This window comes from Microbacterium testaceum (genome assembly GCF_001476285.1).
Classification (GTDB): domain Bacteria; phylum Actinomycetota; class Actinomycetes; order Actinomycetales; family Microbacteriaceae; genus Microbacterium; species Microbacterium testaceum_B.
Genome location: NZ_LDRU01000026.1, coordinates 17,209 through 39,916 on the forward strand (window position 1 = coordinate 17,209; position 22,708 = coordinate 39,916).

Annotated in this window: 20 protein-coding genes; 17 read left to right on the plus strand and 3 right to left on the minus strand. The window is 71.0% G+C overall.

Annotation, left to right across the window (positions count from 1 at the left end):
- The first annotated feature begins 142 nt into the window (after nt 1-142).
- The 6 genes from NS283_RS05230 (at nt 143) to NS283_RS05255 (ending at nt 8,019) form a co-directional block, all read left to right on the plus strand.
- Nucleotides 143-1,552: an FAD-binding oxidoreductase gene (locus tag NS283_RS05230; protein WP_058595826.1), complete on the plus strand. Its 1,410-nt coding sequence runs from the start codon at nt 143-145 to the stop codon at nt 1,550-1,552.
- Between the two features lie 53 nt (nt 1,553-1,605).
- Complete coding sequence (locus NS283_RS05235) at nt 1,606-3,252, plus strand: ABC transporter substrate-binding protein (RefSeq protein ID WP_058595827.1); 1,647 nt, start codon at nt 1,606-1,608, stop codon at nt 3,250-3,252.
- Between the two features lie 66 nt (nt 3,253-3,318).
- Nucleotides 3,319-4,335 carry an ABC transporter permease gene (locus NS283_RS05240; RefSeq protein ID WP_058595828.1) on the plus strand — a complete coding sequence of 339 codons (1,017 nt, stop codon included), beginning with the start codon at nt 3,319-3,321 and terminating at the stop codon, nt 4,333-4,335.
- Entirely contained in the window at nt 4,332-5,180 is an 849-nt protein-coding gene (locus tag NS283_RS05245) for an ABC transporter permease (protein ID WP_058595829.1), read from the plus strand. Before NS283_RS05240 ends, NS283_RS05245 begins: the two co-directional genes overlap by 4 nt.
- Nucleotides 5,177-6,832, plus strand: a complete 1,656-nt coding sequence (locus NS283_RS05250) for a dipeptide ABC transporter ATP-binding protein (protein ID WP_058595830.1) — start codon at nt 5,177-5,179, stop codon at nt 6,830-6,832. Before NS283_RS05245 ends, NS283_RS05250 begins: the two co-directional genes overlap by 4 nt.
- The gene (locus NS283_RS05255) at nt 6,829-8,019 is read left to right on the plus strand and encodes an aminotransferase-like domain-containing protein (protein WP_058595831.1); all 1,191 of its coding nucleotides are present in this window, start codon (nt 6,829-6,831) and stop codon (nt 8,017-8,019) included. Before NS283_RS05250 ends, NS283_RS05255 begins: the two co-directional genes overlap by 4 nt.
- 204 nt (nt 8,020-8,223) lie before the next feature.
- On the opposite strand, the gene NS283_RS05260 is transcribed toward NS283_RS05255, so the two are convergent.
- Nucleotides 8,224-9,240, minus strand: coding sequence for an LLM class flavin-dependent oxidoreductase (locus NS283_RS05260; protein ID WP_058595859.1), 1,017 nt, complete (start codon nt 9,238-9,240; stop codon nt 8,224-8,226).
- A 191-nt stretch (nt 9,241-9,431) separates the two neighbouring features.
- On the opposite strand from NS283_RS05260, the gene NS283_RS05265 reads away from it, so the two are divergent.
- From NS283_RS05265 to NS283_RS05310, 10 genes are all read left to right on the plus strand, one after another.
- Nucleotides 9,432-9,659, plus strand: a complete 228-nt coding sequence (locus NS283_RS05265) for a hypothetical protein (RefSeq protein WP_153003285.1) — start codon at nt 9,432-9,434, stop codon at nt 9,657-9,659.
- Nucleotides 9,660-10,088: 429 nt separating this feature from the next.
- Nucleotides 10,089-11,183, plus strand: coding sequence for an MSMEG_0568 family radical SAM protein (locus NS283_RS05270; protein ID WP_058595833.1), 1,095 nt, complete (start codon nt 10,089-10,091; stop codon nt 11,181-11,183).
- Nucleotides 11,153-12,574 (plus strand): MSMEG_0567/sll0787 family protein, encoded by a 1,422-nt coding sequence (locus NS283_RS05275; RefSeq protein WP_241492193.1) that lies wholly within the window; start codon nt 11,153-11,155, stop codon nt 12,572-12,574. The genes NS283_RS05270 and NS283_RS05275 overlap by 31 nt, the downstream gene beginning before the upstream one ends.
- A gap of 105 nt (nt 12,575-12,679) precedes the next feature.
- Nucleotides 12,680-13,207: an MSMEG_0572/Sll0783 family nitrogen starvation response protein gene (locus tag NS283_RS05280; protein ID WP_058595835.1), complete on the plus strand. Its 528-nt coding sequence runs from the start codon at nt 12,680-12,682 to the stop codon at nt 13,205-13,207.
- A gap of 8 nt (nt 13,208-13,215) precedes the next feature.
- Nucleotides 13,216-14,118 carry a carbon-nitrogen hydrolase family protein gene (locus NS283_RS05285; protein ID WP_058595836.1) on the plus strand — a complete coding sequence of 301 codons (903 nt, stop codon included), beginning with the start codon at nt 13,216-13,218 and terminating at the stop codon, nt 14,116-14,118.
- Nucleotide 14,119: 1 nt separating this feature from the next.
- The gene (locus NS283_RS05290; protein ID WP_241490498.1) at nt 14,120-14,410 is read left to right on the plus strand and encodes an MSMEG_0570 family nitrogen starvation response protein; all 291 of its coding nucleotides are present in this window, start codon (nt 14,120-14,122) and stop codon (nt 14,408-14,410) included.
- Nucleotides 14,407-15,663 carry an MSMEG_0569 family flavin-dependent oxidoreductase gene (locus NS283_RS05295; protein WP_081317269.1) on the plus strand — a complete coding sequence of 419 codons (1,257 nt, stop codon included), beginning with the start codon at nt 14,407-14,409 and terminating at the stop codon, nt 15,661-15,663. The genes NS283_RS05290 and NS283_RS05295 overlap by 4 nt, the downstream gene beginning before the upstream one ends.
- Before the next feature lie 24 nt (nt 15,664-15,687).
- On the plus strand, nt 15,688-16,545 hold the full coding sequence (locus tag NS283_RS05300; protein WP_058595838.1) for a carbon-nitrogen hydrolase family protein: 858 nt from the start codon (nt 15,688-15,690) through the stop codon (nt 16,543-16,545).
- 21 nt (nt 16,546-16,566) lie between these two features.
- Entirely contained in the window at nt 16,567-17,670 is a 1,104-nt protein-coding gene (locus NS283_RS05305) for an MSMEG_0565 family glycosyltransferase (RefSeq protein WP_058595839.1), read from the plus strand.
- Nucleotides 17,667-19,097 (plus strand): AMP-binding protein, encoded by a 1,431-nt coding sequence (locus NS283_RS05310; RefSeq protein WP_058595840.1) that lies wholly within the window; start codon nt 17,667-17,669, stop codon nt 19,095-19,097. The genes NS283_RS05305 and NS283_RS05310 overlap by 4 nt, the downstream gene beginning before the upstream one ends.
- Nucleotides 19,098-19,108: 11 nt before the next feature.
- Here the strand turns inward: NS283_RS05310 and NS283_RS05315 are convergent, their stop codons facing one another.
- The gene (locus NS283_RS05315) at nt 19,109-20,095 is read right to left on the minus strand and encodes a carbon-nitrogen hydrolase family protein (protein ID WP_081317270.1); all 987 of its coding nucleotides are present in this window, start codon (nt 20,093-20,095) and stop codon (nt 19,109-19,111) included.
- Between the two features lie 163 nt (nt 20,096-20,258).
- Here NS283_RS05315 and NS283_RS18340 point away from each other — a divergent pair, with 163 nt between their 5' ends.
- Nucleotides 20,259-21,170 (plus strand): helix-turn-helix domain-containing protein, encoded by a 912-nt coding sequence (locus NS283_RS18340; protein ID WP_193752631.1) that lies wholly within the window; start codon nt 20,259-20,261, stop codon nt 21,168-21,170.
- Nucleotides 21,171-21,254: 84 nt separating this feature from the next.
- On the opposite strand, the gene NS283_RS05325 is transcribed toward NS283_RS18340, so the two are convergent.
- A complete protein-coding gene (locus tag NS283_RS05325; protein ID WP_058595842.1) occupies nt 21,255-22,646 on the minus strand; it encodes an MFS transporter in 1,392 nt (463 codons plus the stop codon).
- Nucleotides 22,647-22,708: the final 62 nt, after the last annotated feature.

The following is a 22,708-nucleotide window of genomic DNA, read 5'->3' on the forward strand; positions in this document are numbered from 1 at the left end:
GCGGTGCGGGACTGTGACGCCGCGCGACGTTCCGTGACGGACCGCGACGCATCGCGACGGCGCGTTTCCGCCGAGATGACCGCCGACCGGGCATCGCCCTACCTTCGGCTGCACTCCCGTCCCCACCCAGAGAGGCACGCCCATGAGCGCTTCCACCGCGACCGTCCCGCGCACGGGCCTGTCCGCCCTGCTCGACGACATCGAGCGCGACGCCCCCGGCATCGACGTGCGCCCGTCGTCTCCCGGGACCGCGGAGTACGCGCACGACGCGGGCACCGCACCTCGACAGGGCACGGGCACGACCGACGGACCCGCGGTCGCCTTCCCCGCTACCGTCGGCGAGGTCCAGCAGCTCGTGCGCCTCGCCGCCCGCCACGGCGTGAGCGTCGTCCCGCGCGGTGCGGGCACGGGGCTGTCGGGCGGTGCCACGGCCCATACCGAGCAGCTGGTGATCTCGACCGACCGCCTGAACCGGATCGTCGAGATCTCGCCCGCCGACGAGGTCGCGGTCGTCGAGCCGGGTGTCCTCAACGCGACGCTCAACGAGCACCTCTCCCCGCTCGGCCTCTTCTACGCCCCCGACCCCGCGAGCTGGCGCATCTCGACCATCGGCGGCAACATCGCCACCAACGCCGGCGGCCTCCGCTGCGCCAAGTACGGCGTCACCCGAGAGTCGGTGCTCGCCCTCGACGTCGTCCTCGCCGACGGGAGCCTCGTCTCGATCGGCCACCGCTCGATCAAGGGCGTGACCGGACTCGACCTCGTGTCGCTGTTCGTCGGGTCGGAGGGGGTGCTCGGCATCGTGGTCGGCGCGACCGTTCGCATCCGTCCCCTCCCCGTCGCCCGGCGTACGGTGTCGGCGTTCTTCGACTCCACCCCCGCGGGGGCCGCGGCCATCGGTGCGATCACGGCCTCACGCGTGCGCCCGAGCGTGATCGAGTTCCTCGACGAGCCGACCCTCGAGGGCATCGACGCGGCGAACGACTCGGGCCTTCGCGCCCGCGGCGCGGCCCTCCTGCTCATCGAGCTCGACGGGTTCGGCATCGACGAGCAGACCGCCGAGCTGACGACAGCGCTCGCCGCCGCCGGTGGGCGCGTGCAGGTCGAGAGCGGACCGGATGCCGAGGTCCTCTGGGAACTGCGACGTTCGGGGCGGCGCTTCGACGAGGGATCCTGGTTCGTCGGCGGCGACGTCGCGGTCCCGAAGTCGCGCATCGCCGAGGTCTTCGCGGCCTTCCCCGCGATCGAGGCGCGGCACGGGGTGGCGGTGAGCGCCGTCGCCCACGCCGGCGACGGCAACCTGCACCCCGTCGTCACGCTCCCGGTCCCGGCGGGCGCCGACCCCGCCCCCGCGGCGCTGCACGAAGCCGCCGACGACATCGTGCGCACCGCCCTCGCCCTCGGCGGAACCGTCAGCGGCGAGCACGGCATCGGCACGGTCAAGCGCGCGCTCGCCGCCGAGGAGCTCGCCGCGCGCGTGCGGTCGGCTCAGCTCGCGATCAAAGACGCCCTCGATCCCGCCGGTCTCTTCAACCCCGGCAAAGCCCTGTAACCCGTTTCACCAGCACACTCCCCACCACACGTCTCCACAGCACAAGGACCCTCATGATCACTCGCTTCCGACGCCTCCTCGGCGTCGCCTCCGCCCTCACCGTCGGCGCCGTCCTCCTCAGCGGATGCGGCGCGGGAACCTCGGCCGCTCCGGCCGAGAGCTCCACGCCGAAGCCCGGCGGCGACCTCGTCTTCCTCATCGACTCGCTCGGCGCCACCTGGATCCCCAACAACAGCGCGATCTCGAGCTACCAGGGCCAGATCTGGGGCAACGTGACCGACAAGCTGGTCTACGTCGACGCCGAGGGCAACCTCAGCCCGTGGATCGCGGAGAGCTGGGACGAGAACGCCGACAAGACGCAGTTCACGCTCCACCTCAAAGAGGGCGTGACCTTCTCGGATGGCACGCCGCTGGACGCGGCCGCGGTCGTCGCGAACATCGACATCTGGGCGAAGGGTCGGCCCGACGAGGGCATCAACCGCATCGGCCTGTTCCCCTCCGCCAACTACGCGGGGGCGGAGGCGGTGGATGCCACGACGGTGAAGGTGTCGTTCTCGGCACCGACGCTCAGCTTCATCCCGACGCTGGCGTATCACGGCTCGATCCTCCTGTCCCCGGCCACGCTGGCACTCCCCGCCGACCAGCAGGCCGATCTCACGAAGGACATCGGCAGCGGACCGTTCACCGTCGAGAAGGTCGCCGAGGGTGACAGCGTCGTGCTGAAGAAGCGCGACGACTACGACTGGGGTCCCGAAGCCGTCGGCCACGAAGGTGCCGCGTACCTCGACACGATCACCTACAAGCAGGTCGCGGAGCCGACGCTGCGCACCGCCTCGGTCGAGTCGGGCCAGGCGCAGGTCGCCTACAACGCGAGCCCGCAGGACCTCGACGCGCTGAAGCAGGAGGGGCTGACCGTCGAGACCCCGCGCTACCTCGGGTTCGTCAACGGATACGCGCTCAACACCTCCGTCGCCCCCTTCGACGACGTGAAGGTGCGTCAGGCCGTCCAGCACGGCATCGACCGCGACCAGATCCTGTCGACCGTCTACACCGAGGACTGGCACGCGGCCGAGTCGCTGTTCCAGAGCACCGTGCCCGAGGCGACCGACCACAGCGCCGACTTCGCGTACGACCCCGACAAGGCCGCCGCTCTCCTCGACGCCGCCGGCTGGGTCAAGGGCGCCGACGGCGTCCGCACGAAGAACGGGCAGAAGCTGTCGTTCACGCTCTACCCCAACCCGTACCTGCAGGCGTCCCAGTCGGTCGACGAGCTCGTCGACCAGCAGCTCACGAGCCTCGGCTTCGAGGTGAACCTCGAGACCTACGACGTCCCGACCTACGGCCAGAAGGTCATCGGCAACGCCACGGTCCCCGCGAACGAGATCACGCGCAGCTTCGTCGACGTGGGAACCGTCGCCGGGGTCCTCACCTCGCAGAAGAAGGGCGACGAGGACTGGTTCAAGCTCGGAACCTCGGATGCCACGCTCAACGACCTCTCGACGCGCATCGCCACGGCCACCGACCGTGACGCCCGCGCGAAGGTCGCCGACGAGCTGCAGAGCTACGTGCTCGACCAGGGGTACTTCGTCCCGCTGACGCAGATCGTGCAGCGCGTGTACGTGCAGGCCCCCGAGGTGAGCGGCGTCAGCTACAACGGCCTCGCCTACGCGTACTACCTGGACGCCTGGCTGAACAGCTGATTCGGATGGGGGCGGATGCCGTGGCATCCGCCCCCATCCCGACCCATCGACACGAAAGGAGAGAGCATGCTCCGCACCTACGGCCGCTTCGCGCTGCGCCGAACGGGCCAGGCGATCGTCGTCGTCCTCTTGGCGTACCTGTTCACGTTCCTGGTGATCAGCATCCTCCCGGGCGACCCGATCACGAGCACGCTGCGCAACCCCGACAACGGCTTCACCGAAGACGACATCGCGCGCATCGTGGCGTACTACGGGCTGGATCAGCCGTGGTGGGTGCAGCTCGGCTCGTCGCTCGGCCGCTTCGTGGTCGGCGATCTGGGAGTGTCACTGCGGTCGAACCTGCCGGTGGGCGGACTCGTGCTCGATGCGCTCGGGTCGACGCTCGCGCTCGCCGGGGCGGCGCTCGTGGTCGCCGTCGCGCTGGCCGTCGTGATCGCATACGGCACGCAGTTCCTGCCGCCGCGATTCGGCCAGGGCGTTCTGCGCTCGCTGCCCTCGCTGTTCCTCTCGGTGCCGAACTTCGTGATCGGCCTGCTGCTCATCCACGTGTTCGCCTTCGGTCTCGGGCTGTTCAGCATGATCGACACCGAGACGCCCTGGGGAACGTTCTTCGCGGCGGTGGCGCTCGGCATCCCGGTGTCTGCCCAGCTCGCCGAGGTGCTCATCGCCTCTCTCGATCACGAGTCCCGGCAGGAGTACGTGGCGGTGGCCCGCTCGCGGGGGCTCCGGCAGGGGGCGCTCTTCCTCCGCCACCTCGTGAAGCCCTCGTCGCTGCCGACGGTGACGGTGCTCGCGCTGATCGTCGGAGAGCTGCTCGGCGGGGCGCTCATCACCGAGGCGATCTTCGGCCGCGTGGGCATCGGCACGCTCGTGCAGTCGGCCGTGGCGAGCCAGGATCTCCCGGTGCTGCAGGCGGTGGTCTCTCTCGCCGCGATCGTGTTCGTGGTCGTGAACCTCCTCGCCGACCTCGCCTATCCGCTGCTCGACCCCCGCGTGTCGATCGGGGCGCGCGGGCGCACGGCGACCGCGGCTCCCCAGGACGATCCCGCGCCGCTGCTGCGCGAGGAAGTGAGCATCGTATGACCGCGACCCTCACCGCCCCGGGGCGGGTGACGAACGCCCGAGCCCGTGGCATCCGTCTCTCCGTCCCGGTCAGCGTCGTCGTCTCGTTCGCGGTCGTCGCCGTGGTGCTGGCCTTCTCGATCGCGCCCGCGCTCTTCACCTCGCAGAATCCCGCGCAGGGAGTGCCCGCCGACAAGCTGCAGGCGCCGAGCGCCGCGCACCTGCTGGGCACCGATCACCTCGGTCGCGACCTGTTCGCGCGGATCGTGTTCGGTGCGCAGTCCTCGGTCACCAGCGCTCTCGTCGCCGTGGCGATCGGGGTCGTCGTCGGCGGGCTCATCGGCCTGCTCGCGGGCTTCCTCGGTTCGTGGACCGACGTCGTGCTCGCGCGTTTCGTCGACGTGCTGCTCGCGATCCCGGCGTTCCTGCTCGCGGTCGTGATCGTCAGCTCGCTCGGCTTCCAGACCATCAACGCCGCGATCGCCACGGGCGTCTCGGCCGTCGCGGTGTTCGCGCGGGTGATGCGATCCGAGGTGATCCGCGTGCGCTCCTCGGTGTTCGTCGAGGCCGCGCGGCTGCAGGGCGGCTCGACGGTCCACGTGCTGTTGCGCCACGTGCTCCCCAACGCGTCGCGCTCGCTGATCCCGCTCGCCGTGCTGCAGTTCGGGCTGTCGATCCTCGTCATCGCGGGGCTCGCGTTCCTGGGGTACGGCGATCCGCCCCCGGCATCCGACTGGGGGTTGCTCATCTCGGCGGGCAAGGACTACCCGCGGGCACCGTGGCTCGTCGTCTGGCCCGCCCTGGTCACGGTGGCGACCGTGCTCTCGATCAACCGCATCAGCCGCTGGCTCCGGAGGACGTCATGACCACCACTCTTCCCGTGCGCTCCGAGGCGCACACCGCGACCGCGCTCCTCGCTGTCGAAGGTCTGTCGGTCGCCTACGGCCGCACCCCCGTGGTGCACGACGTCTCGTTCGCGATCCCGCGCGGCGGCAGCCTCGCCCTCATCGGCGAATCGGGCTCGGGGAAGTCGACGATCGCGCGCTCGATCCTGCGCCTGCTGCCACGCGGAGCGGCGACCGCACGGGGGCGCATCGCGTTCGACGGCGGCGACCTGCTGGGGCTGTCGGAGGCGCGGTTCCGCCCGTTCGGGGGACGTCGTATCGGCTTCGTCCCCCAAGACCCCTCGCACGCGCTGAACCCCGTGCGCACCGTCGGGTCGCAAGCCCACGAGGCAGCGGCCCTGGCGGGGCTCACCGACGCGCGCGCGCAGCGCGCGGCGATCCTCGACGTGTTCGCGCGCGTGGGCCTGCCCGACCCCGCCCGTGTGTACGGGGCGTACCCGCACCAGCTCTCCGGGGGGATGCTCCAGCGCGTGCTGATCGGTCTCGCGGTGCTGCCGCGTCCCGACCTGCTCGTCGCCGACGAGCCGACCAGCGCCCTCGACGTCACGATCCAGAAGCGCATCCTCGATCTGCTCGACGACCTGCGCGAGGACCTCGGGATCGGTCTGCTGCTCGTCACCCACGACCTCGCGATCGCGGCCGAGCGTACCGACGAGATCGTCGTGCTGAAGGACGGGCGGGTCCAAGAGGCCGGGGCCACCCGCGAGGTCTTCGCGGCGCCCACCTCTCCGTACACGGTGCAGTTGCAGGCGGATGCCCCCGCGCTGAACCCCGACCGCTACCGGCGTGACGTCGACGAGCGCGGCGTCGACGCATGGACCACCGACACCACCGCGACCCGCATCGACGTGCGCGAGGTGTCGAAGAGCTTCGTGGTCGACGGGGTGGCCCGCCCCGCCGTCTCGGGCGTCTCGTTCCGCGTCCCGCCCGGCACGACGCACGCCCTCGTGGGGGAGTCGGGCTCGGGCAAGACCACCACGGTGCGTCTGCTTCTGGGGCTCGAGAGCCCGGATACCGGCGAGATCCTCGTCGACGGCGTGGCGGTCTCGGGCCGGACGCCGGCGGAGCTCCGCGGCATCCGTCGGCACCTCCAGCTCGTCTACCAGAACCCCTTCACCTCTCTCGATCCCACGTGGAGCGTCGGGAGCATCGTGCGCGAGCCCCTCGACCAGTACCGGATCGGCACGCGCGCCGAGAGGGCGGCGAGAGTGGCGGAGGCTCTGGATGCCGTGGGCCTCCCGCCGCACCTCGCCCGCCGCCGTCCGGCCGAGCTGTCGGGCGGCCAGCGTCAGCGCGTGGCCATCGCGCGCGTCCTCGTGCTCGAGCCCGACGTGATCGTGCTCGACGAGCCGACCTCGGCCCTCGACGTGACCGTGCAGGCCGGGGTGTTCGACGTCCTGCGTCGCCTCCAGCGCGAGCGGGGTCTCACCTACCTCTTCGTCTCGCACGACCTCGCCCTCGTGCGCCAGATCGCCGACACGGTGTCGGTGCTGAAAGACGGGCGGGTGGTCGAGGCCGGCCGCGTCGCCGACGTGCTCTCGCACCCCCGCGAGGAGTACACCCGCGCCCTCGTCGACGCGATCCCGTTCCGCGACCCCCGGAGTTCCCGATGACCCTGCTCTCCCCACCCCGCTCCCGTCCCGCGCTCATCGAGGCGTTCACCGCGCCGAAGGGGTTCGGCGACCAGACCCTGCGCGATCGTCGACCCGACGCGATCGAGCTGCTCGGTGGCATCCCGGATCCGTCGGTGCTGCCGACCGCCGAGCTGGCCGCCGCGACCGCTCGGGTGCTGAGCGCGCCGGGGGCGCCGTCGCTGCAGTATTCGCGGACCGAGGGCATCCCGGCGCTGCGCGAATGGATCGCGGCCCGCGAGGGCGTCGCCGTGGACCGCGTGCTGATCACGAACGGCGGCTTCCACGGCCTCGCGATCGCGGTGCAGACGGTGCTCGAGCGCGGTGACCTCGTCGCGGTCGACAACCCCGTGTTCCCGCTGTTCCTGCGGGGCCTCGAGCTGGCCGACGCGCGGGTGCTCCCGATCCGCGTCGGCACCGAGGGACTCGACATCGACGCGCTCGCCGCGGAGCTCCGGGCCGGGGCGCGTCCCGCCGCGGTGTACACGGTGCCCGAGTTCCACAACCCGTCGCAGTCGTCGCTGCCCACGGCCCGCCGTCGCGAGCTCGTCGACCTCGCCGAGAGGTACGGCTTCGTCGTGTTCGCCGACGACCCGTACCGCGAACTGCGCTTCGCCGGCGAGCCCGAGTCGCTCACCCCGTTCCACGACTCCGACCACGTCATCCACGTCAACACGTTCACCAAGACGCTGGGCCCGGGGCTCCGCCTGGGCTGGGTCGTGCTGCCCCCGCGGTTGGTCCCGGATGCCGTGGCCCTGCGCAGCCGCCAGGATTCGCACTCGTCGACTTTGGTGCAGGCGGTGGTCGCGGAACTGCTGACGAGCGACGCCGGGCTCTTCGACCGGGTGCTCGGGCGGGCGCGGGCGCTGTACCGGTCGCGGGCTCATGCGCTGGCCGATGCGCTCTCGGCATCCGGAGCCTTCGACGTGACCGTGCCCGACGGCGGGCTGTTCCTCTGGCCGCGTCTGAACGACGACTCCCTGGACGCCGATCGGCTCGCCGCCGACGGGAGCGCGGAGGGCGTCGAGTACCAGCGCGGCTCGTTCTTCCCCTCGGGGCCCGGGACGGACGCCGACCGGCACCTGCGCCTGGCGTACGGCGACACGTCGGAGGAGCTGCTGCGCGAGGCCGCCGCGCGGCTGGGGAGGGCGGTCGAGCGGCAGCGCTGAGCGGCGCCCGCAGGCATCCCGGCCCGTCGAGTGTCCAGAACACGCCGTTATGCGCGACGCCATTACGGCGTGTTCTGGACGCTCGCCCAGCTCGTGACGCGCCTCGCGCCGCCGACCGGTTCAGGGGGGTGAGTGTCCACAACACCCGGACGCCTCGAAAAATCGTCCGGGTGTTCTGGACACTCGACGCGGCTTGCGCGCGCGTCAGGCGGGAGCCGCGGGCTCCCAGCCGAGGAGCGGTCCGAGTCGGCCCGCGATGTCCTCGAGGATCTGCGCGTAGTCGTCGGGGGCGAACGAGAACGGCAGCGCGAAGGCGACCTCGTCGACCTCGGGGAACGCCCGCGACGACAGCAACCGCTCGGCGATCTGCTCCGACGTGCCGACGAGATCTTCGGCGAACAGCATCCGGCGCGGACCCTGAGGGATGCCGACGCGCCCGCGCCGCGACTCGGCATAGGCCTCGTACCGTCGACGTTGATCGGGCGTCGCCGAATCGGTCGGCACGACCACCAGGCCCTGCGAGACCCGGGCGCGCTCGCCGTCGGGGTGCGTGTCGCGGTAGAGGCGGATCTGCGCGTGCTGCTCGGCGTCGAAGTCGGTCGAGGTCGTCGACTGGATCACGCTGCTGGTCAGCAGGTGGAAGCCGTTCTCGGCCGCCCACGTGGTCGAGGCGGGGCTGCCGGCGCCGTACCAGAGGCGGTCGGTGAGGCCGGCCGCGTGCGGCTCGACGCGCTCGGAGTACTCCTCGATGCCCTCGGTCCCGGCGCGGGCACTGACGGGTTCCCCCGCGAGGAAACGGCGCAGGCGCGCGAGGCGTTCGTACCCGAACTCCTCGTGCTCGACGGTGTCGGGGTAGAGCGCCGCCGCGACGTCGTCGAGGCGCGGCGGTGGACCGACGGAGAACCCCGGTTCGAGGCGTCCTCCCGACAGCACATCGACGGTCGCGAGGTCTTCGGCCAAGCGGAGCGGGTTCTCCCATGCCAGGGGAATGACCGCCGTGCCCAGCCGGATCCGGCTCGTGCGCTGGGACGCCGCGGCGAGCACCGCGACGGGCGAGGAGATCCCGTACTGCAGGTGACGGTCGCGCAGCCAGGCGCTGTCGAAGCCGAGGCGCTCTCCGCGCTCGATGATCGACAGCGTGGTCGCGTGCCCCGCCCGCGGGTTCTCGCGGTCGAAGAGGCCGATGGTGAGGAAGCCGAGGGAGCGCAGTGCACGGGCCATGTCGGTCACGCTAGCCGGGGCGCGAACGGCGAGGGCCGGGCGCCGTCACGGACAGTCACGTGCGGTCATGGCATCCGGTGTCCAAAACACCCGGACGCCTCAGAAATTCGTCCGGGTTTCTTGGACACTCGGTGGGTCTGAATAGCGCGGTCGCGCTTTCGTGCCGTCACGTGCTTCGGTACCGTCTCCCCATGGGGAAAACAGTGGGGTTTGTTCTCGCAGGCGGTCTGCTGATCGCAGCGTTCCTCGCCTGGATGCTCCTCAAGGGGACGGACGCGGTCCAGGCCTGGCTCGAACCCAACCCCGTCCTCGGCTTCCTGGTCTGGGGTGTCGCGGTGCTGTGCGGCTTCGCGGGCGCGGCCCTCATCGCGCGCGTCGTCTTCCGTGGCGGACCCCGGACGACCGACGAGGCTCGCTGACGCGCCTCGGCGCGGGAGGGCGAGCTTCGCGTCCGGCGTCGGGGCGTCGAGCGCCACGTCGAAGACGTCGGCGGTGCCGTCGCTCGTGAAGTTCGCGGCGCTGGTGGTGCTGTCACGGATGTGCACGCACGGGTCGGCGCCTGCCCCCACGGCCAGGGGAGGCCGCATCGTCACGGGCCGTCATCGCGGAACGCATGCGGGTCGAGCAGCGACGAAACGCGGTGCCGAACTCCGGAACAAGCGCCGTCTCCGGTCATTCCCATCCCGAAAAAACCGTCCGCCCGCCGATCTTTCCGGAGTTTCGCACACCGTGCCTGGCCCCCACGCCGCCGCAGGCGCCTCCGCGACGCACCCTGCTGCGGGATCGCGAAACAGAACCGCTATCCGCTCGACGTCGTATCGAAACACCCCGTCGTTCTACTGGACTGCATGGACAACGCTTCAGCGCTCGCACCCGCAGACCGTGACCGCGTTTCGACGCGTGTCAGCCTAGCCCTGCTCGGCGTCCGCAGCGACGCACCCGTGCGCCGCACGGGCGGGGCCGGCCCCAGTGACGACGGTCACTTCGTCATCGACGGCGACGGGGCCGCGATCCCCCTGAACCCGAACAGTCCGTACGTGATCACCGCCTCCGGACGACTCACCCGTGACGGCGCCGATCTCGGTTTCGACGTCGCCCCGGTGGTTCGCCCGCGGTTCTACGACCTCGAGACCGCCGAGGGCGTCTCGTACGACAAGATCGCGAAGCTGCACGGCAAGAACGTGCTCGCGACGACGGTCGTGCAGACGTGCGTGCGCTACGACGAGAGTGAGCGGTGCCGCTTCTGCGCGATCGAGGCGTCGCTCGATGCGGGTACCACCATCGCGGTCAAGACGCCCGCGATGCTCGCCGAGGTCGCCGAGGCCGCGGTCCGCCTCGACGGCGTGACGCACATGGTCATGACGACGGGCACGTCGAACGGCTGGGACCGCGGTGCCAAGCACCTGGCCCGATGCGTCCGCGCGGTCAAGGCCGCCGTTCCCGAGCTCGAGATCCAGGTGCAGTGCGAGCCGCCCGCCGACCTGCAGGCCATCACCGACCTGTACGACGCAGGCGCCCGGTCCATCGGCATCCATGTCGAGTCGATGGACGACGAGGTGCGTCGGCGATGGATGCCAGGAAAATCCCGCGTGAGCATGGACGAGTACCGCGCCGCGTGGCGTGAAGCCGTGCGGGTGTTCGGTTGGAATCAGGTGTCGACCTACCTCATCGTGGGGATGGGGGAAGACCCCGACGAGGCGGTCGAGGGAGCCCGCGAACTCATCGACATGGGTGTCTACCCCTTCGTCGTGCCGTTCCGGCCGCTGAAGGGCACGCTCGCGACCGACGTCGACAAGGTCCCGGCGCCGCACCGCGCGGTCGTGGACGACATTACCTCTCGCGTGGCCGGGTTGCTGCACGCGGCCGGCATGCGCGGCGAGGACCAGCGCGCGGGCTGCGCCGCCTGCGGGGCGTGCAGCATCCTGAAGACGGCGGGCGCGTGATGTTCGACGTTCCCGTGCTGACCGGGGCGCCCCGGCGGCAGGAGGCGCCGCCATGGGTGATCCGGGTGGCGGATGCCGCCGACATCGCCGCCTACCGCTCGATCCGGCGCGACGTGTTCGTCGACGAGCAAGGGCTGTTCGCCGGCACCGACCACGATGACATCGACGACGACCACCGCACCGTGGTGTTGGTTGCGGCCACCGCCACGGGCGATGTGCTCGGCGGGGTGCGCCTCGCCCCCGCCACCGCCCGAGACATCGGCTGGTGGACGGGCGGTCGGCTCGTCGTACGGCGCGGTGCCCGGCAGGCCGGCGGCATCGGCTCAGCGCTCGTGAAGGCCGCGTGTCGCGAGGCGGTGAGCCGGGGCGTGCTGCGCTTCGACGCGACGGTGCAGGAGCGCAACGAACCCCTGTTCCGCCACCTCGGCTGGGTGCGCGGGGGAGAGACCGCGATCGGCGGAGCCCCGCACGTGCGGATGCGCTGGCCCATCGAGCGCATCTCCGACCTCGTCGGGGCGATGAAGCTCCCCCTCGGCGACGTGCTCGCAGGCATCCGCGATGACCACCCCGAAGCCCTGGGCGGCGACGGCTGGGTGGGCGACGATGGCGCGCTGGTTTCGGGTACCGACGTGGTGGTCGCCACCGACGCGATCCTGCCCGCGCTCATCGACAAAGACCCCGAGTGGGCGGGCTGGTGCGGCGTGCTCGTCAACGTGAACGACCTGTCGGCGATGGGCGCGCGGGCGGTGGGACTGATGGATGCCGTGTCGGCTGCCACCCCGTCGGCGGTGCGCCGCATCGTCTCGGGGCTGCGCAGCGCTGCCGTGGCGTGGGACGTCCCGGTCCTCGGCGGGCATACACAGCTACGTGGGGCGGCGTCACTCGCGGTGACGGCCCTCGGGCGCACGACGGCGCCGATCCCCGGCGGGGGCGGACGGGTCGGGCATCGGCTCGGTCTGACGGTCGACCTTCACGGCCGCTGGCGGCGCGGCTTCGAGGGGCGCCAGTGGGATTCGACCTCGACCCGCACGGGTGAGGAGCTCCGGCACCTCGCGGGCCTTCTCGCCGCGCACCGGCCGGCCGCGGCCAAGGACGTCAGCATGGCCGGCATCGTCGGCACGGCGGCGATGCTCGCTGAGGCGTCGGGAACCGGCGCACTGATCGACGTGGCCGAGATCCCCGCGCCGCCCGACGTCGCCTTCGGCGACTGGCTGACCTGCTTCCCGGGGTTCGGCATGCTCACCGCCGAGGCTCCCGAGATCCCCTCGCCCCTCGCGCAGTCGGCCACCATCGGCGTGCTCAGCGCCGAGCCCGGCGTCGTGTTGCGCTGGCCCGACGGTGTCGAGACCCGCGCTCTCGACACGGATGCCACCGGGCTCGGCAAGGCGTAACGCAAGCTCATTCCCGTTGAAACCAATCCGAAACACACGGACGCGAGCCTGGTATCAGGCACACGCGCTCCATCCCCGGCTCCACCCGACGCGAAGGACACGACAATGACCACCGACATCGACGCTCAGATCGCCGAGAACATCGCGAAGTCCCTCGGCGAGGTTCCGCACCCGTCGCTTCCCAAGGGCAGCAACATCTATGGCTCCACCAAGCTGTTCCCCGACTTCCAGGCCGAGAACGGCGAGTCGTACTTCACGCTCATCCACGGCATCCCGCACGAGTCATCGGTGAGTTTCGTCGCGATCCTCCAGGCCACCCGCGCCCTGCGGAAGGGCTTCGAGTCGGCCATCTACCTGTACGGCCCGGGCACGCTCGCCGCCACGGCGAACCGTGGCTTCCCGACCACGGGCGACGCGGGCTTCCCGGGTGAGCTCAACATGAACAACTCGCTCGAGACGTTCATCAAGGAGGGCGGCACGGTCTACTGCTGCCGCTTCGGCCTGGCCCTGCACGGCATCCGCGAAGAGGACCTCATCGAGGGCGTCATCCCCGCGCACCCGCTCGATGTGCAGGACGCCCTCATCTACTACGCGCGCAAGGGCGCCATCATCAACTCCACGTACAACCTCTGAGGCTCGCCATGTCGATCACCGTTGCCTCCGTCTCGGCCAACTTCACGCGAGACCTGGAGCAGAATTACGCGCTCATCGCCGACCTGGTGGCCGAGGCGCGGGCCGCGGGGGTGTCGTTGCTGGCGTTCCCCGAGGCCGCGATCGGCGGGTACCTGTCGTCGCTCGGCAACCACGGCGACACGATCAAGACCACCACGAAGTCGATGCCGCCTGCCATCCGCCTCGACGGCCCCGAGATCGCCCGGGTGCAGGAGCTCGTGGGCGACATGATCGTCACGATCGGCTTCTGCGAGCTGGCCGACGACGGCGAGACCCGCTACAACGCGGCGGTGTGCCTGGACGGCGAGAACATCTACGGGTCCTACCGCAAGGTTCACCAGCCGCTCGGCGAGAACATGTCGTACTCTGCCGGCGACACCTACGAGGCGTTCGACACCCCCGTGGGGCGCGTCGGGATGCAGATCTGCTACGACAAGGCGTTCCCCGAGGCCGCGCGCATGCTCGCCCTCGACGGCGCCGAGATCGTGGTGAGCATGTCGGCCTGGCCCGCGGCCCGCACCGCCACCGCTGAGAATCTGCAGGACGACCGGTGGACGTACCGGTTCAACCAGTTCGACATCGCGCGGGCGCTCGACAATCAGGTGTTCTGGATGGCATCCAATCAGTCGGGGACCTTCGGGTCGCTCCGCTACGTCGGCAATGCGAAGGTCGTGGATCCGGGCGGCAACATCCTCGCCACGACCCTGCTCGGCACGGGTCTCGCGATCGCCGAGATCGACATCGAAGAGACCTTCCGGGCGATGCGCGGGGGCATGTTCCATCTGCGTGACCGTCGCCCCGATGTCTACGGCCCGGTCGCCGAGACCGTCGGCGCGCACGTCGAGGGATGGAAGGAGTTGGCCCGTGCCTGAGATGCGCTTCGCCGTCCGCTGGCCCGACGGTGCCGAGACGTCGCACTACTCACCGAGCCTGGTGATGCACGACTACCTCTCTACCGGCGGCCGCTACGGTGTGACCGACTTCGTCGAGCGCTCGCGTGAAGCTCTGGATGCCGCAGCCGAACGCGTGCGGGCCGCTTACGGCTTCGCGTGCACCTCCGCCATGGCATCCCGAGACGAGATCGTGCGGACCGCCGCCGCGTATGCCGAGGGAGAGGTCACCGTGCTGCGCATGGAGCCGCCCCTCCCCGCGAGGGCGTCGTGATCCCCGTCGAGCTGCGGGCGGGCGACCACTATCCCGCCGTGATCGTCGGTGGGGGACAGGCCGGGCTGTCGGTCAGCTGGCACCTCGTCCAGGCCGGGGTGCGGCACGTGGTCATCGAGCGGGATTCGGCGGCGCACGAATGGCGCGACGGTCGCTGGGACAACTTCACGCTGGTGACGCCGAACTGGCACTGCCGGCTGCCCGGGTACGCCTACGACGGTCCCCACCCCGACGGGTTCATGACCCGCGACGAGGTCTACGCGTGGGTGCATGGCTATGCCGACACCTTCGATGCGCCCCTCGCGGAGGGAGTCGAGGTGCGGCGGGTCGACCGCCGCGACGACGGGGTGTTCGTCGTGCAGACCAGTGCAGGAGAGATCACCGCGGATGCCGTCACCTCGGCGACCGGGGGGTATCACCGCCCCATCACCCCGTCGTGGGCCGAGGACCTGCCCGCGCGCATCGTGCAGATGCACTCCCACCACTACCGCAACGCGGGGCAGCTCCCGGGAACCGTGCTCGTGGTCGGCACGGGCCAGTCGGGCACCCAGATCGCCGAAGACCTCCACCTCGAGGGGCGACAGGTGCACCTCGCGGTCGGCCGGGCACCGCGCGTCGCGCGGTTCTACCGCGGCCGCGACTGCATGACGTGGCTCGCCGACATGGGCGTCTACGACGTGCCGGTGGGGGAGCAGGCCGCGGCCAAACGCGCCGCGACCAACCACTACGTCACCGGGCGCGACGGGGGGCGTGACATCGATCTGCGGGCGTTCGCCGCCCAGGGGATGGGCCTGCACGGGCGAGCGATCGGCATCGTCGACGGCATCCTGGCGTTCGATGACACCCTGGCGTCCAACCTCGATCGTGCCGACTCGGTGGCCGAGTCGATCAAGAACGACATCGACGCCTACATCGAGCGCGAGGGGATCGACGCGCCGACCGAGGAGCGTTACCGACCGGTGTGGACGCCCGACGGGGGTCCGACGCACCTCGACCTCGACGAGATCGACGCGGTGGTCTGGGCCATCGGCTTCCGGGCCGACTGGTCGTGGCTCGGCGACCTCGACGTCCTCGACGCGGGCGGGCACCCCGTGCACGAGCGCGGCATGACCGCGGTACCGGGTTTCTCGTTCGTCGGTCTTCCCTGGCTGCACACGTGGGGCTCAGGGCGGTTCCACGCGATCGCCCGGGATGCCGAGCACGTCGCGGCCGGAGTCGTCGAGGCGTCGCGCGGTGTCCTCGCGGTGCGCTGATCGGCCACCGCGTACTCTCGGGGAATGGCATCCGTCACGATGGCTGCGGTGGCGGCCCACTTCGGTCGCGACGTCGAACGCACGCTCGCGAAGCTCCCCGGCATCGTCGAGGACGCACGCGGACGCGGGGTGAACCTCCTCGTGCTGCCGGACGCCACCATCGGCGGCTACCTGCTCGACCTGCACCACCCGGTGGAGGAGGGCGACGGCATCCCGCACTCCGTCGAGATCGACGGGCCCGAGGTGGCGGCGATCATGCAGCTCGCGGGCGACATGACGGTGTGCTTCGGCATCGCCGAGCGAGCCGTCGAGAACGGCGAGGAGCGGCGCTACAACACCGCGGTGTGCGTGACCGGCGACGGCGTGCTCGGCGTGCACCGGAAGGTGCACCTGCCGCTGGGCGAGTCCGACGTCTACGCCGCGGGCGCCGACTTCCGTGCCTTCGACACCCCGGTGGGGCGGGTCGGCATGCTGATCGACTTCGATAAGACCTTCCCCGAAGCGGCGCGCTCGGTCGCCCTCGACGGCGCGCAGATCATCGCGTGCCTGAGCGCGTGGCCGGCGAGCGTCACCGACCGATCCGACCGCATCCGCAACGACCGTCAGGCGCACCTGTTCGACCTGTACGACTGCGCGCGCGCGGCGGAGAACCAGGTCTACCTCGTGTCGTCGAACCAGACCGGCGTGCTCGGCGGGCTTCGGTTCCTCGGCCAGGCGAAGGTCGTCGACCCCGCCGGTGAGATCATCGCGAAGACCTGGGCCAAGGGCGGGCTCGCCGTCGCCGAGGCCGACGTCGCCGCCCACATCGCGCGCGCTCGGCGCAAGCTCAACCACCTGGCGCAGCGGGCGGAACACACCTACCGGCTCAGCGCCCCCGCGTGAGCCGCCCCGGAAAGGACATCGATGCGCATCGCGCAGCTGACGTACTCCACCAAGCCCCGCGGTGGGGTCGTTCACACCCTCGCGCTCGCCGAGGCGCTCACCGCCCGTGGCCATGAGGTCGAGGTCTGGACGCTCGGACGCGGCGACGACACGACGTTCTTCCGCCCGGTCGATCCGCGCGTGCGCGCGCGGGTCGTGCCGTTCCCCCCGCTCGACGGTGAGGGTGTGGGGGAGCGCATCGAGCGCTCGATCGAGCTGATGGCTGCGGCTCTCGAAGCCGACGCTGACATCGTGCACGCGCAGGACTGCATCTCGGCGAATGCGGCGCTGCGCCGCGGCATCCCGGTCGTCCGAACGATCCACCACCTCGACGCGTTCACGACCCCGCAGCTCGTCGCGTGCCACGACCGTGCGGTGGTCGAGCCGGTGGCCCGGCTGTGCGTCTCGGACGCGGTCTCCCGCGAGGTCGAGCAGAGGTACGGCGTGCGCCCCGAGGTGATCGCGAACGGGGTGTATGCCGAGCGCTTCGCCGCCGCGGTGGGCGCCGACGACGCACGCGCCGCCTGGCGGGCACAGCTCGGCGCCTACGTGCTGGCGCTCGGCGGCATTGAACCGCGGAAGGGCTCCCTCGACCTGCTCGAGGCATATGCGCGTCTGCGCGACGCCCACCCCGAAGTGCGCCTCGTGTTCGGCGGCGGCGAGACGCTGTTCGACTACCGCGAGTACCGCGAGCGGTTCGAGTCTCGCGCCGACGAGCTCGGCATCCGACCGACGATCCTCGGCCCGGTCGACGACGACGCGTTGCCGTCCCTCGTCGCGGAGGCCCGTGCGCTGGCTTTCGTCTCGACGAAAGAGGGCTTCGGACTCGCCGCGATGGAAGCGCTTGCCGCCTCGACACCGGTCGTGGCGCGCGATCTGCCCGTGATCCGGGAGGTGTTCGGCGACACCGTGCTCTACGCGTCGACTCCCGGAGAGATCGCCGTGCGGCTCGACGCGGTGCTGCGGGGCGATGCGCCGACCGACACGGCCGCCGGGCTGGCACTCGCCCGCGCGCACACCTGGGAGCGGGCTGCCGAGGCACACGAGCGGTTCTACGCACGCGTGCCGCAGCGGAGCGCGCGGTGACCGAGCGCTCGTTCTCGGCGATCCTCGCCGACCGCGCTCGGGGCGCCCCCGACGAACCGCTCGTCATCGACGGTGCCGGCGTGATGACGGCGGGGGAACTGGATGCCGCCGCCTCGGCCCTCGCGCACGAGCTCCTCTCCCGCGGCGTCCGCCGCGACGACACGGTCGCTGTGTCTCTGCCGAACGGGCGGGACATGGTCATCGCCTGCTTCGGGATCTGGCGGGCAGGTGCGACGCCGCAGCCGCTGTCGACCTCGCTCACCGCGGCGGAGCGCACCGACCTCGAGGCGATCGCCCTGCCCGCCGCCGCCGTGGGCGTGCGACCCGCGTCACCCGACGTCACATGGGTGCCCGGAGCGCGGGTCGAGCCGTGGGCGGGCGATCTCCCCGATGTCGCGGCGTCGTGCTGGAAGGCACCGGCCACTTCGGGATCGACGGGGCGGCCGAAGATCGTGCGGGCGGCGGCACCGGCGACGCTCGATCCCTCGCGCCCGGTGGCAGCTTTCCTCCCGCGGGCGGCGACGCAGATCGTCGCCGGTCCGCTGTGGCATTCGGCGGTTTTCACGTACGCGTTCCGGGGTCTGCTCACGGGGCACCGGCTCGTCATCCTGGAGCACTTCGACGCGCACGCGTGGGTCGACGCCGTCGAGACGCACGGTGCGACGTGGGGGCTGCTCGTGCCGACGATGATGGCCCGGCTGCTGCGCCTGCCCGCCGAGGCACGGAGGCCCGTGCGCGTCGCGAGCCTCGAGAGAGTGCTGCACATGGGAGCGCCGTGCGCGCCGGCTCTGAAGCGGGCGTTCCTCGACTGGCTCGGCGCCGAACGGGTCGACGAGGTGTACGCGGGCAGCGAGTCGAACGGCCTCACGCGCATCACCGGAACGGAGTGGCTCGAACGCCCGGGCAGCGTCGGGCGACCCATCGGCGGCACCGAGGTTCGTGTCCGCGACGATGTCGGAGCCGACCTCCCATTCGGGCAGAGCGGTCTGGTGTGGATGCGCCGGGGCGATACGGCGGCGTACTCCTACGTGGGAGCGACCTCCCGCCGCGACGACGAGGGGTGGGACACGCTCGGCGACGTCGGACACCTGGATGCCGAGGGCTACCTCTTCCTGCACGACCGGGCCGACGACCTCATCAACCGCGGCGGCGACAAGATCGCGCCCGCTGCCGTCGAGGCGGTGCTCGAGGAACACCCCGCCGTCGAGGAGGCCGTCGCCTTCGGCATCCCGGACGACGATCTGGGCCACGTGGTCCACGCCGCCGTCCGGCTCGCCGACCCCGCGGCATCCGCGTCGGTTATGGTGCACGCGCGGACGCATCTGGGTCGGCGATCGCCCGTCACGTTGCACGTGGTGACGACGTCGCTACGCAACGACGCCGGAAAGGTTCGGCGTTCCGCGCTCGCCAAGCAGTTCGGCGGCTGAGAGAGGCGGGATCAGATCTCGACGTCGTACGTCGGCACGTCCGCCTCGGCCGTGCTCGTCTCCCCGAGGGTCGCGGGCGTCCGCGCCGTGCGATCGACCGTCAGCGTGAACACGTCGGGCCGGCTGTAGTGGCCCACGGGGTCGGCGAACTTCTTCGCGATGTCGATCGCGGAGAGATCGATGTCGGCATACACGAGCCCTTCGGTGTGCGTGTCGAGCGGCTCGGTGAGCAGCGCGCCGTCCGGCCCGTAGATGCGCGCGTAGCCCCCGCCGAAGTCGACGATGGGCGACGGTGCGCCGTTGACGAGGAAGTTCTGCGCCCCGGTCTCGCTGAGGATCTGGGTCGACACCACCACGAAAGCACCGCCCTCCAGCGCGTAGGTGCGGCTGACGGCCATCGACGGCTCCCACCCGAGGGAGGGGTGCTCGGCGAAGATGCCGAAGCACGGCCAGCCGGCGACGTGGATCTGCTCGTGCTGCGCGTACATCGTGAATTTCACGAGCGGTTGCAGGTGCTCCCAGCAGTTGAGGGCGCCCAGGCGACCGTGCGGGGTCTCGATGACCTGCAGGTCGCCGCCGTCACCCTCCCCGAAGAGCGTCCGTTCGGCGTGCGTCGGCTTGAGCTTGCGGCGGTGGAGAAGGATGTCGCCGGTCGGACCGATGATCAGCTGCGCCATGTAGAGCGAGCCGTGGTCCTGCTCGCTCAGGCCGAGGACGACGGTGATGCCGTGCGCGGCGGCTGCTGCACGGATCGTCGCGATCTCCGGGCCATCCACGGTCGGTGATGCGGCGTGGTAGCGGGCGAGGTGGGGGATCTGCTCGGGGACCGGGTACGCCCACAGGAAGACCGGGTAACCGGGAAGCCACGTCTCCGGGAAGGCGACGATCTCGGCGCCGTGGGCGGCGGCTTCGGCGATGAGATCGACCGTCTTGGCGACGGTTGCGGGAAGGTCGAACCAGCCGGGTTCGGCCTGAACGGCGGCGATGCGAGTGGTCATGGGATCTCCTCGGGGTCGTGGTGAGGAGACAGTAGGACTGCCGTGGGGGCACGGCGAAGACGATTCGTGCGTCCCGTCGTGCAATTTCTGCATCGTGGCCCGGAGAAACAGAATCGTCATCGGGCGCTACCTCCGCGGCATCCGGATGGCACATCATCGATTCATGACAGTGCGCACCGCGGTGTCCGCTCCCGAGTGGGAGACGCTCTCGAGTCAGGCGTTCGTGCCGCTCCGTGTGCGAACGGGCGCTCATTTCGTCGCTTCCCTCGATCACCGCGGGTATGCGAGCGCGGCGCTGTCGGCCATCCACTCGGGTGCCTGTCACATCGCGCGGGATCGGGCTCTGTTGTCCCCGGCCGCGGATGACATGGCGTTGTTCTCCTTCCAGGTCTCGGGCCGGAATCTGGTGGAGCAGAACGACCGGCAGGCGACGATCGGCCCGGGCGACGGCGTCCTGTACGTCACCCGATCCGCGTACGACCTCGACTTCCCCGACGACGCAGAGCTCGTCGTGCTGCAGGTGCCGACGGAGTGGCTGGGTCTATCGGCATCCACACTTTCCACGATCGCGGCGCAGCGTCTGTCCGCGCGCCGTGATCCTCTGCTGCGCACCGCGAGCCGGGTCGTGCGCTCGCACTTCACCGGCAGGCCGGTCCTCGACGACACCGCACAGTCGATCCGCGTGGCGACCGAGTTGCTCGCCGCGGCTCTGCGCGGGGGAGGGCGGCGCAGCTCCCCACCCCGCTCTCACGCGGCACTGTTCGCCTCGTTCCACCGGATCGTGGCGGAGCACCTGGACGACCCTCGCCTCGATGTCTCCGCGCTCGCCGCGGTCGAGAACGTCTCCGTGCGCACGGTCCACCAGGTCTTCTCCGAGCGCGGACTGCGCGCTGCCGCGTTCATCCGGGCGGAGCGCATGTCGCGCGCGTGCCGTCTGCTGCGCGAGACGACCCTCGCCATCCCGGACATCGCTCTGCGCTGCGGCGTTGCCGACCCGAGCGTGTTCGCGCGAACCTTCCGCAACGAGGTCGGCATGAGCCCCACGCGGTACCGCGCGCAGTTCGCCGCTGATTGACGTCCCGGCGCGAGACGCCGCGTGCGACGCGGAGAACGACCCCGCCGCGCCGACGCGCAACGGGACCGTTCGGCGGAGGGGCCGTCAGGCCCGCGTCACCCCGCGGATCGGGCTGACCGTCTGCTCGGCCTCGTGGTCGGGACCGAGGGGGATGCCGCTGCGGTCGCGCAGCAGCAGCGTCGCTACGACGCCGATCAGGGTCATGCCGGCGAGGTACCACGTCACCGCCGTCGTGCCGCCCGTCGCATCGACCAGCGCCTGCGCGATGGACGGCGCGAACGCGCCACCCAGGACGGCTCCGAGCGCGTACGAGATCGACACTCCCGAGAAGCGGATGGATGCCGGGAACAACTCGGCGTACAGGGCGGCCTGGGGGCCGTACGTCAGTCCGAGACCGACCGACAGGATCACGAGGCCCAGGGTGAGCAGCCCCACGCTGGCCGTGTTGACCAGTGGGAAGAGCAGGAAGACGCCCACGAGCTGCGCGGCCCAGCCGACGAAGTAGGTGTTGCGTCGGCCGATCCGGTCGGCGACCCACCCGCCGATCCAGGTGAACAGCAGCCACGACGCGGCCGAGAGGGTCACCGCGCCGAGCACGTCGGCGGTGGCGAGACCGACGGGACCGTCGGGGTTGGTGGCGTAGCGCTGGATGTAGCCCCCGGTGGTCATGTAGCCGACGGCGTTGTTGCCCGCGAAGACGAGGGCGGCGATGAGAACGAGAAGGGCGTGCTTGCGGAACAGCTGGACGATGGGGGCGCGCGTCTTCTCCTTGCGCTCGCTGAGTTCGAGGAAGACGGGGCTCTCCTCGACCTTCTTGCGCACGTAGTAGCCGACGATGATGAGGACGAACGACAGCAGGAACGGTACGCGCCAGCCCCAGGCGAGGAACGCGTCGCCGGGGGCGATGAGCGCCATCAGCCCCAGCATGCCGCTCGCGAGCAGCAGGCCGAGCGGCGTGCCCAGCTGCGGCGCGGCTCCGAACACTCCGCGCTTGGTCTTGGGGGCGTGCTCGACGGCCATGAGCACCGCCCCGCCCCACTCCCCGCCGGCCGAGATGCCCTGGAGGATGCGCAGCAGGATGAGCAGCACGGGCGCGGCGACCCCGATGACGTCGAACGTCGGCAAGAGGCCGATGAGCGTCGTCGAGGCACCCATCAGCGTGAGCGTCAGCATCAGCACCACGCGTCGGCCGTACTTGTCGCCGAGGTGACCGGCGAGGAAAGCGCCGAGGGGGCGGAAGAGGAAGCTGAGGCCCACCGTGAGGAACGACAGCACCTGCGCGATGCCGGGGCCGGCGGGGGCGAAGAAGAGCTGGCCGAAGACCAGGCCTGCCGCCGAGGCGTAGAGGAAGAAGTCGTACCACTCGACGGTGGTGCCGACCACCGTGGCGAACACGACGCGGCGTCGGTCGGCGGGGGCGGAAATCGTGCCGGTCGGGGTGAAACCGCCCGACCGGCGCGAGGGGTGGGTGGACATGGGAGCGCTCCTGTGACGTCGTTGTCGGAACCGCGGCTTCTCGTCGCGGGGGTGTGGCGGGC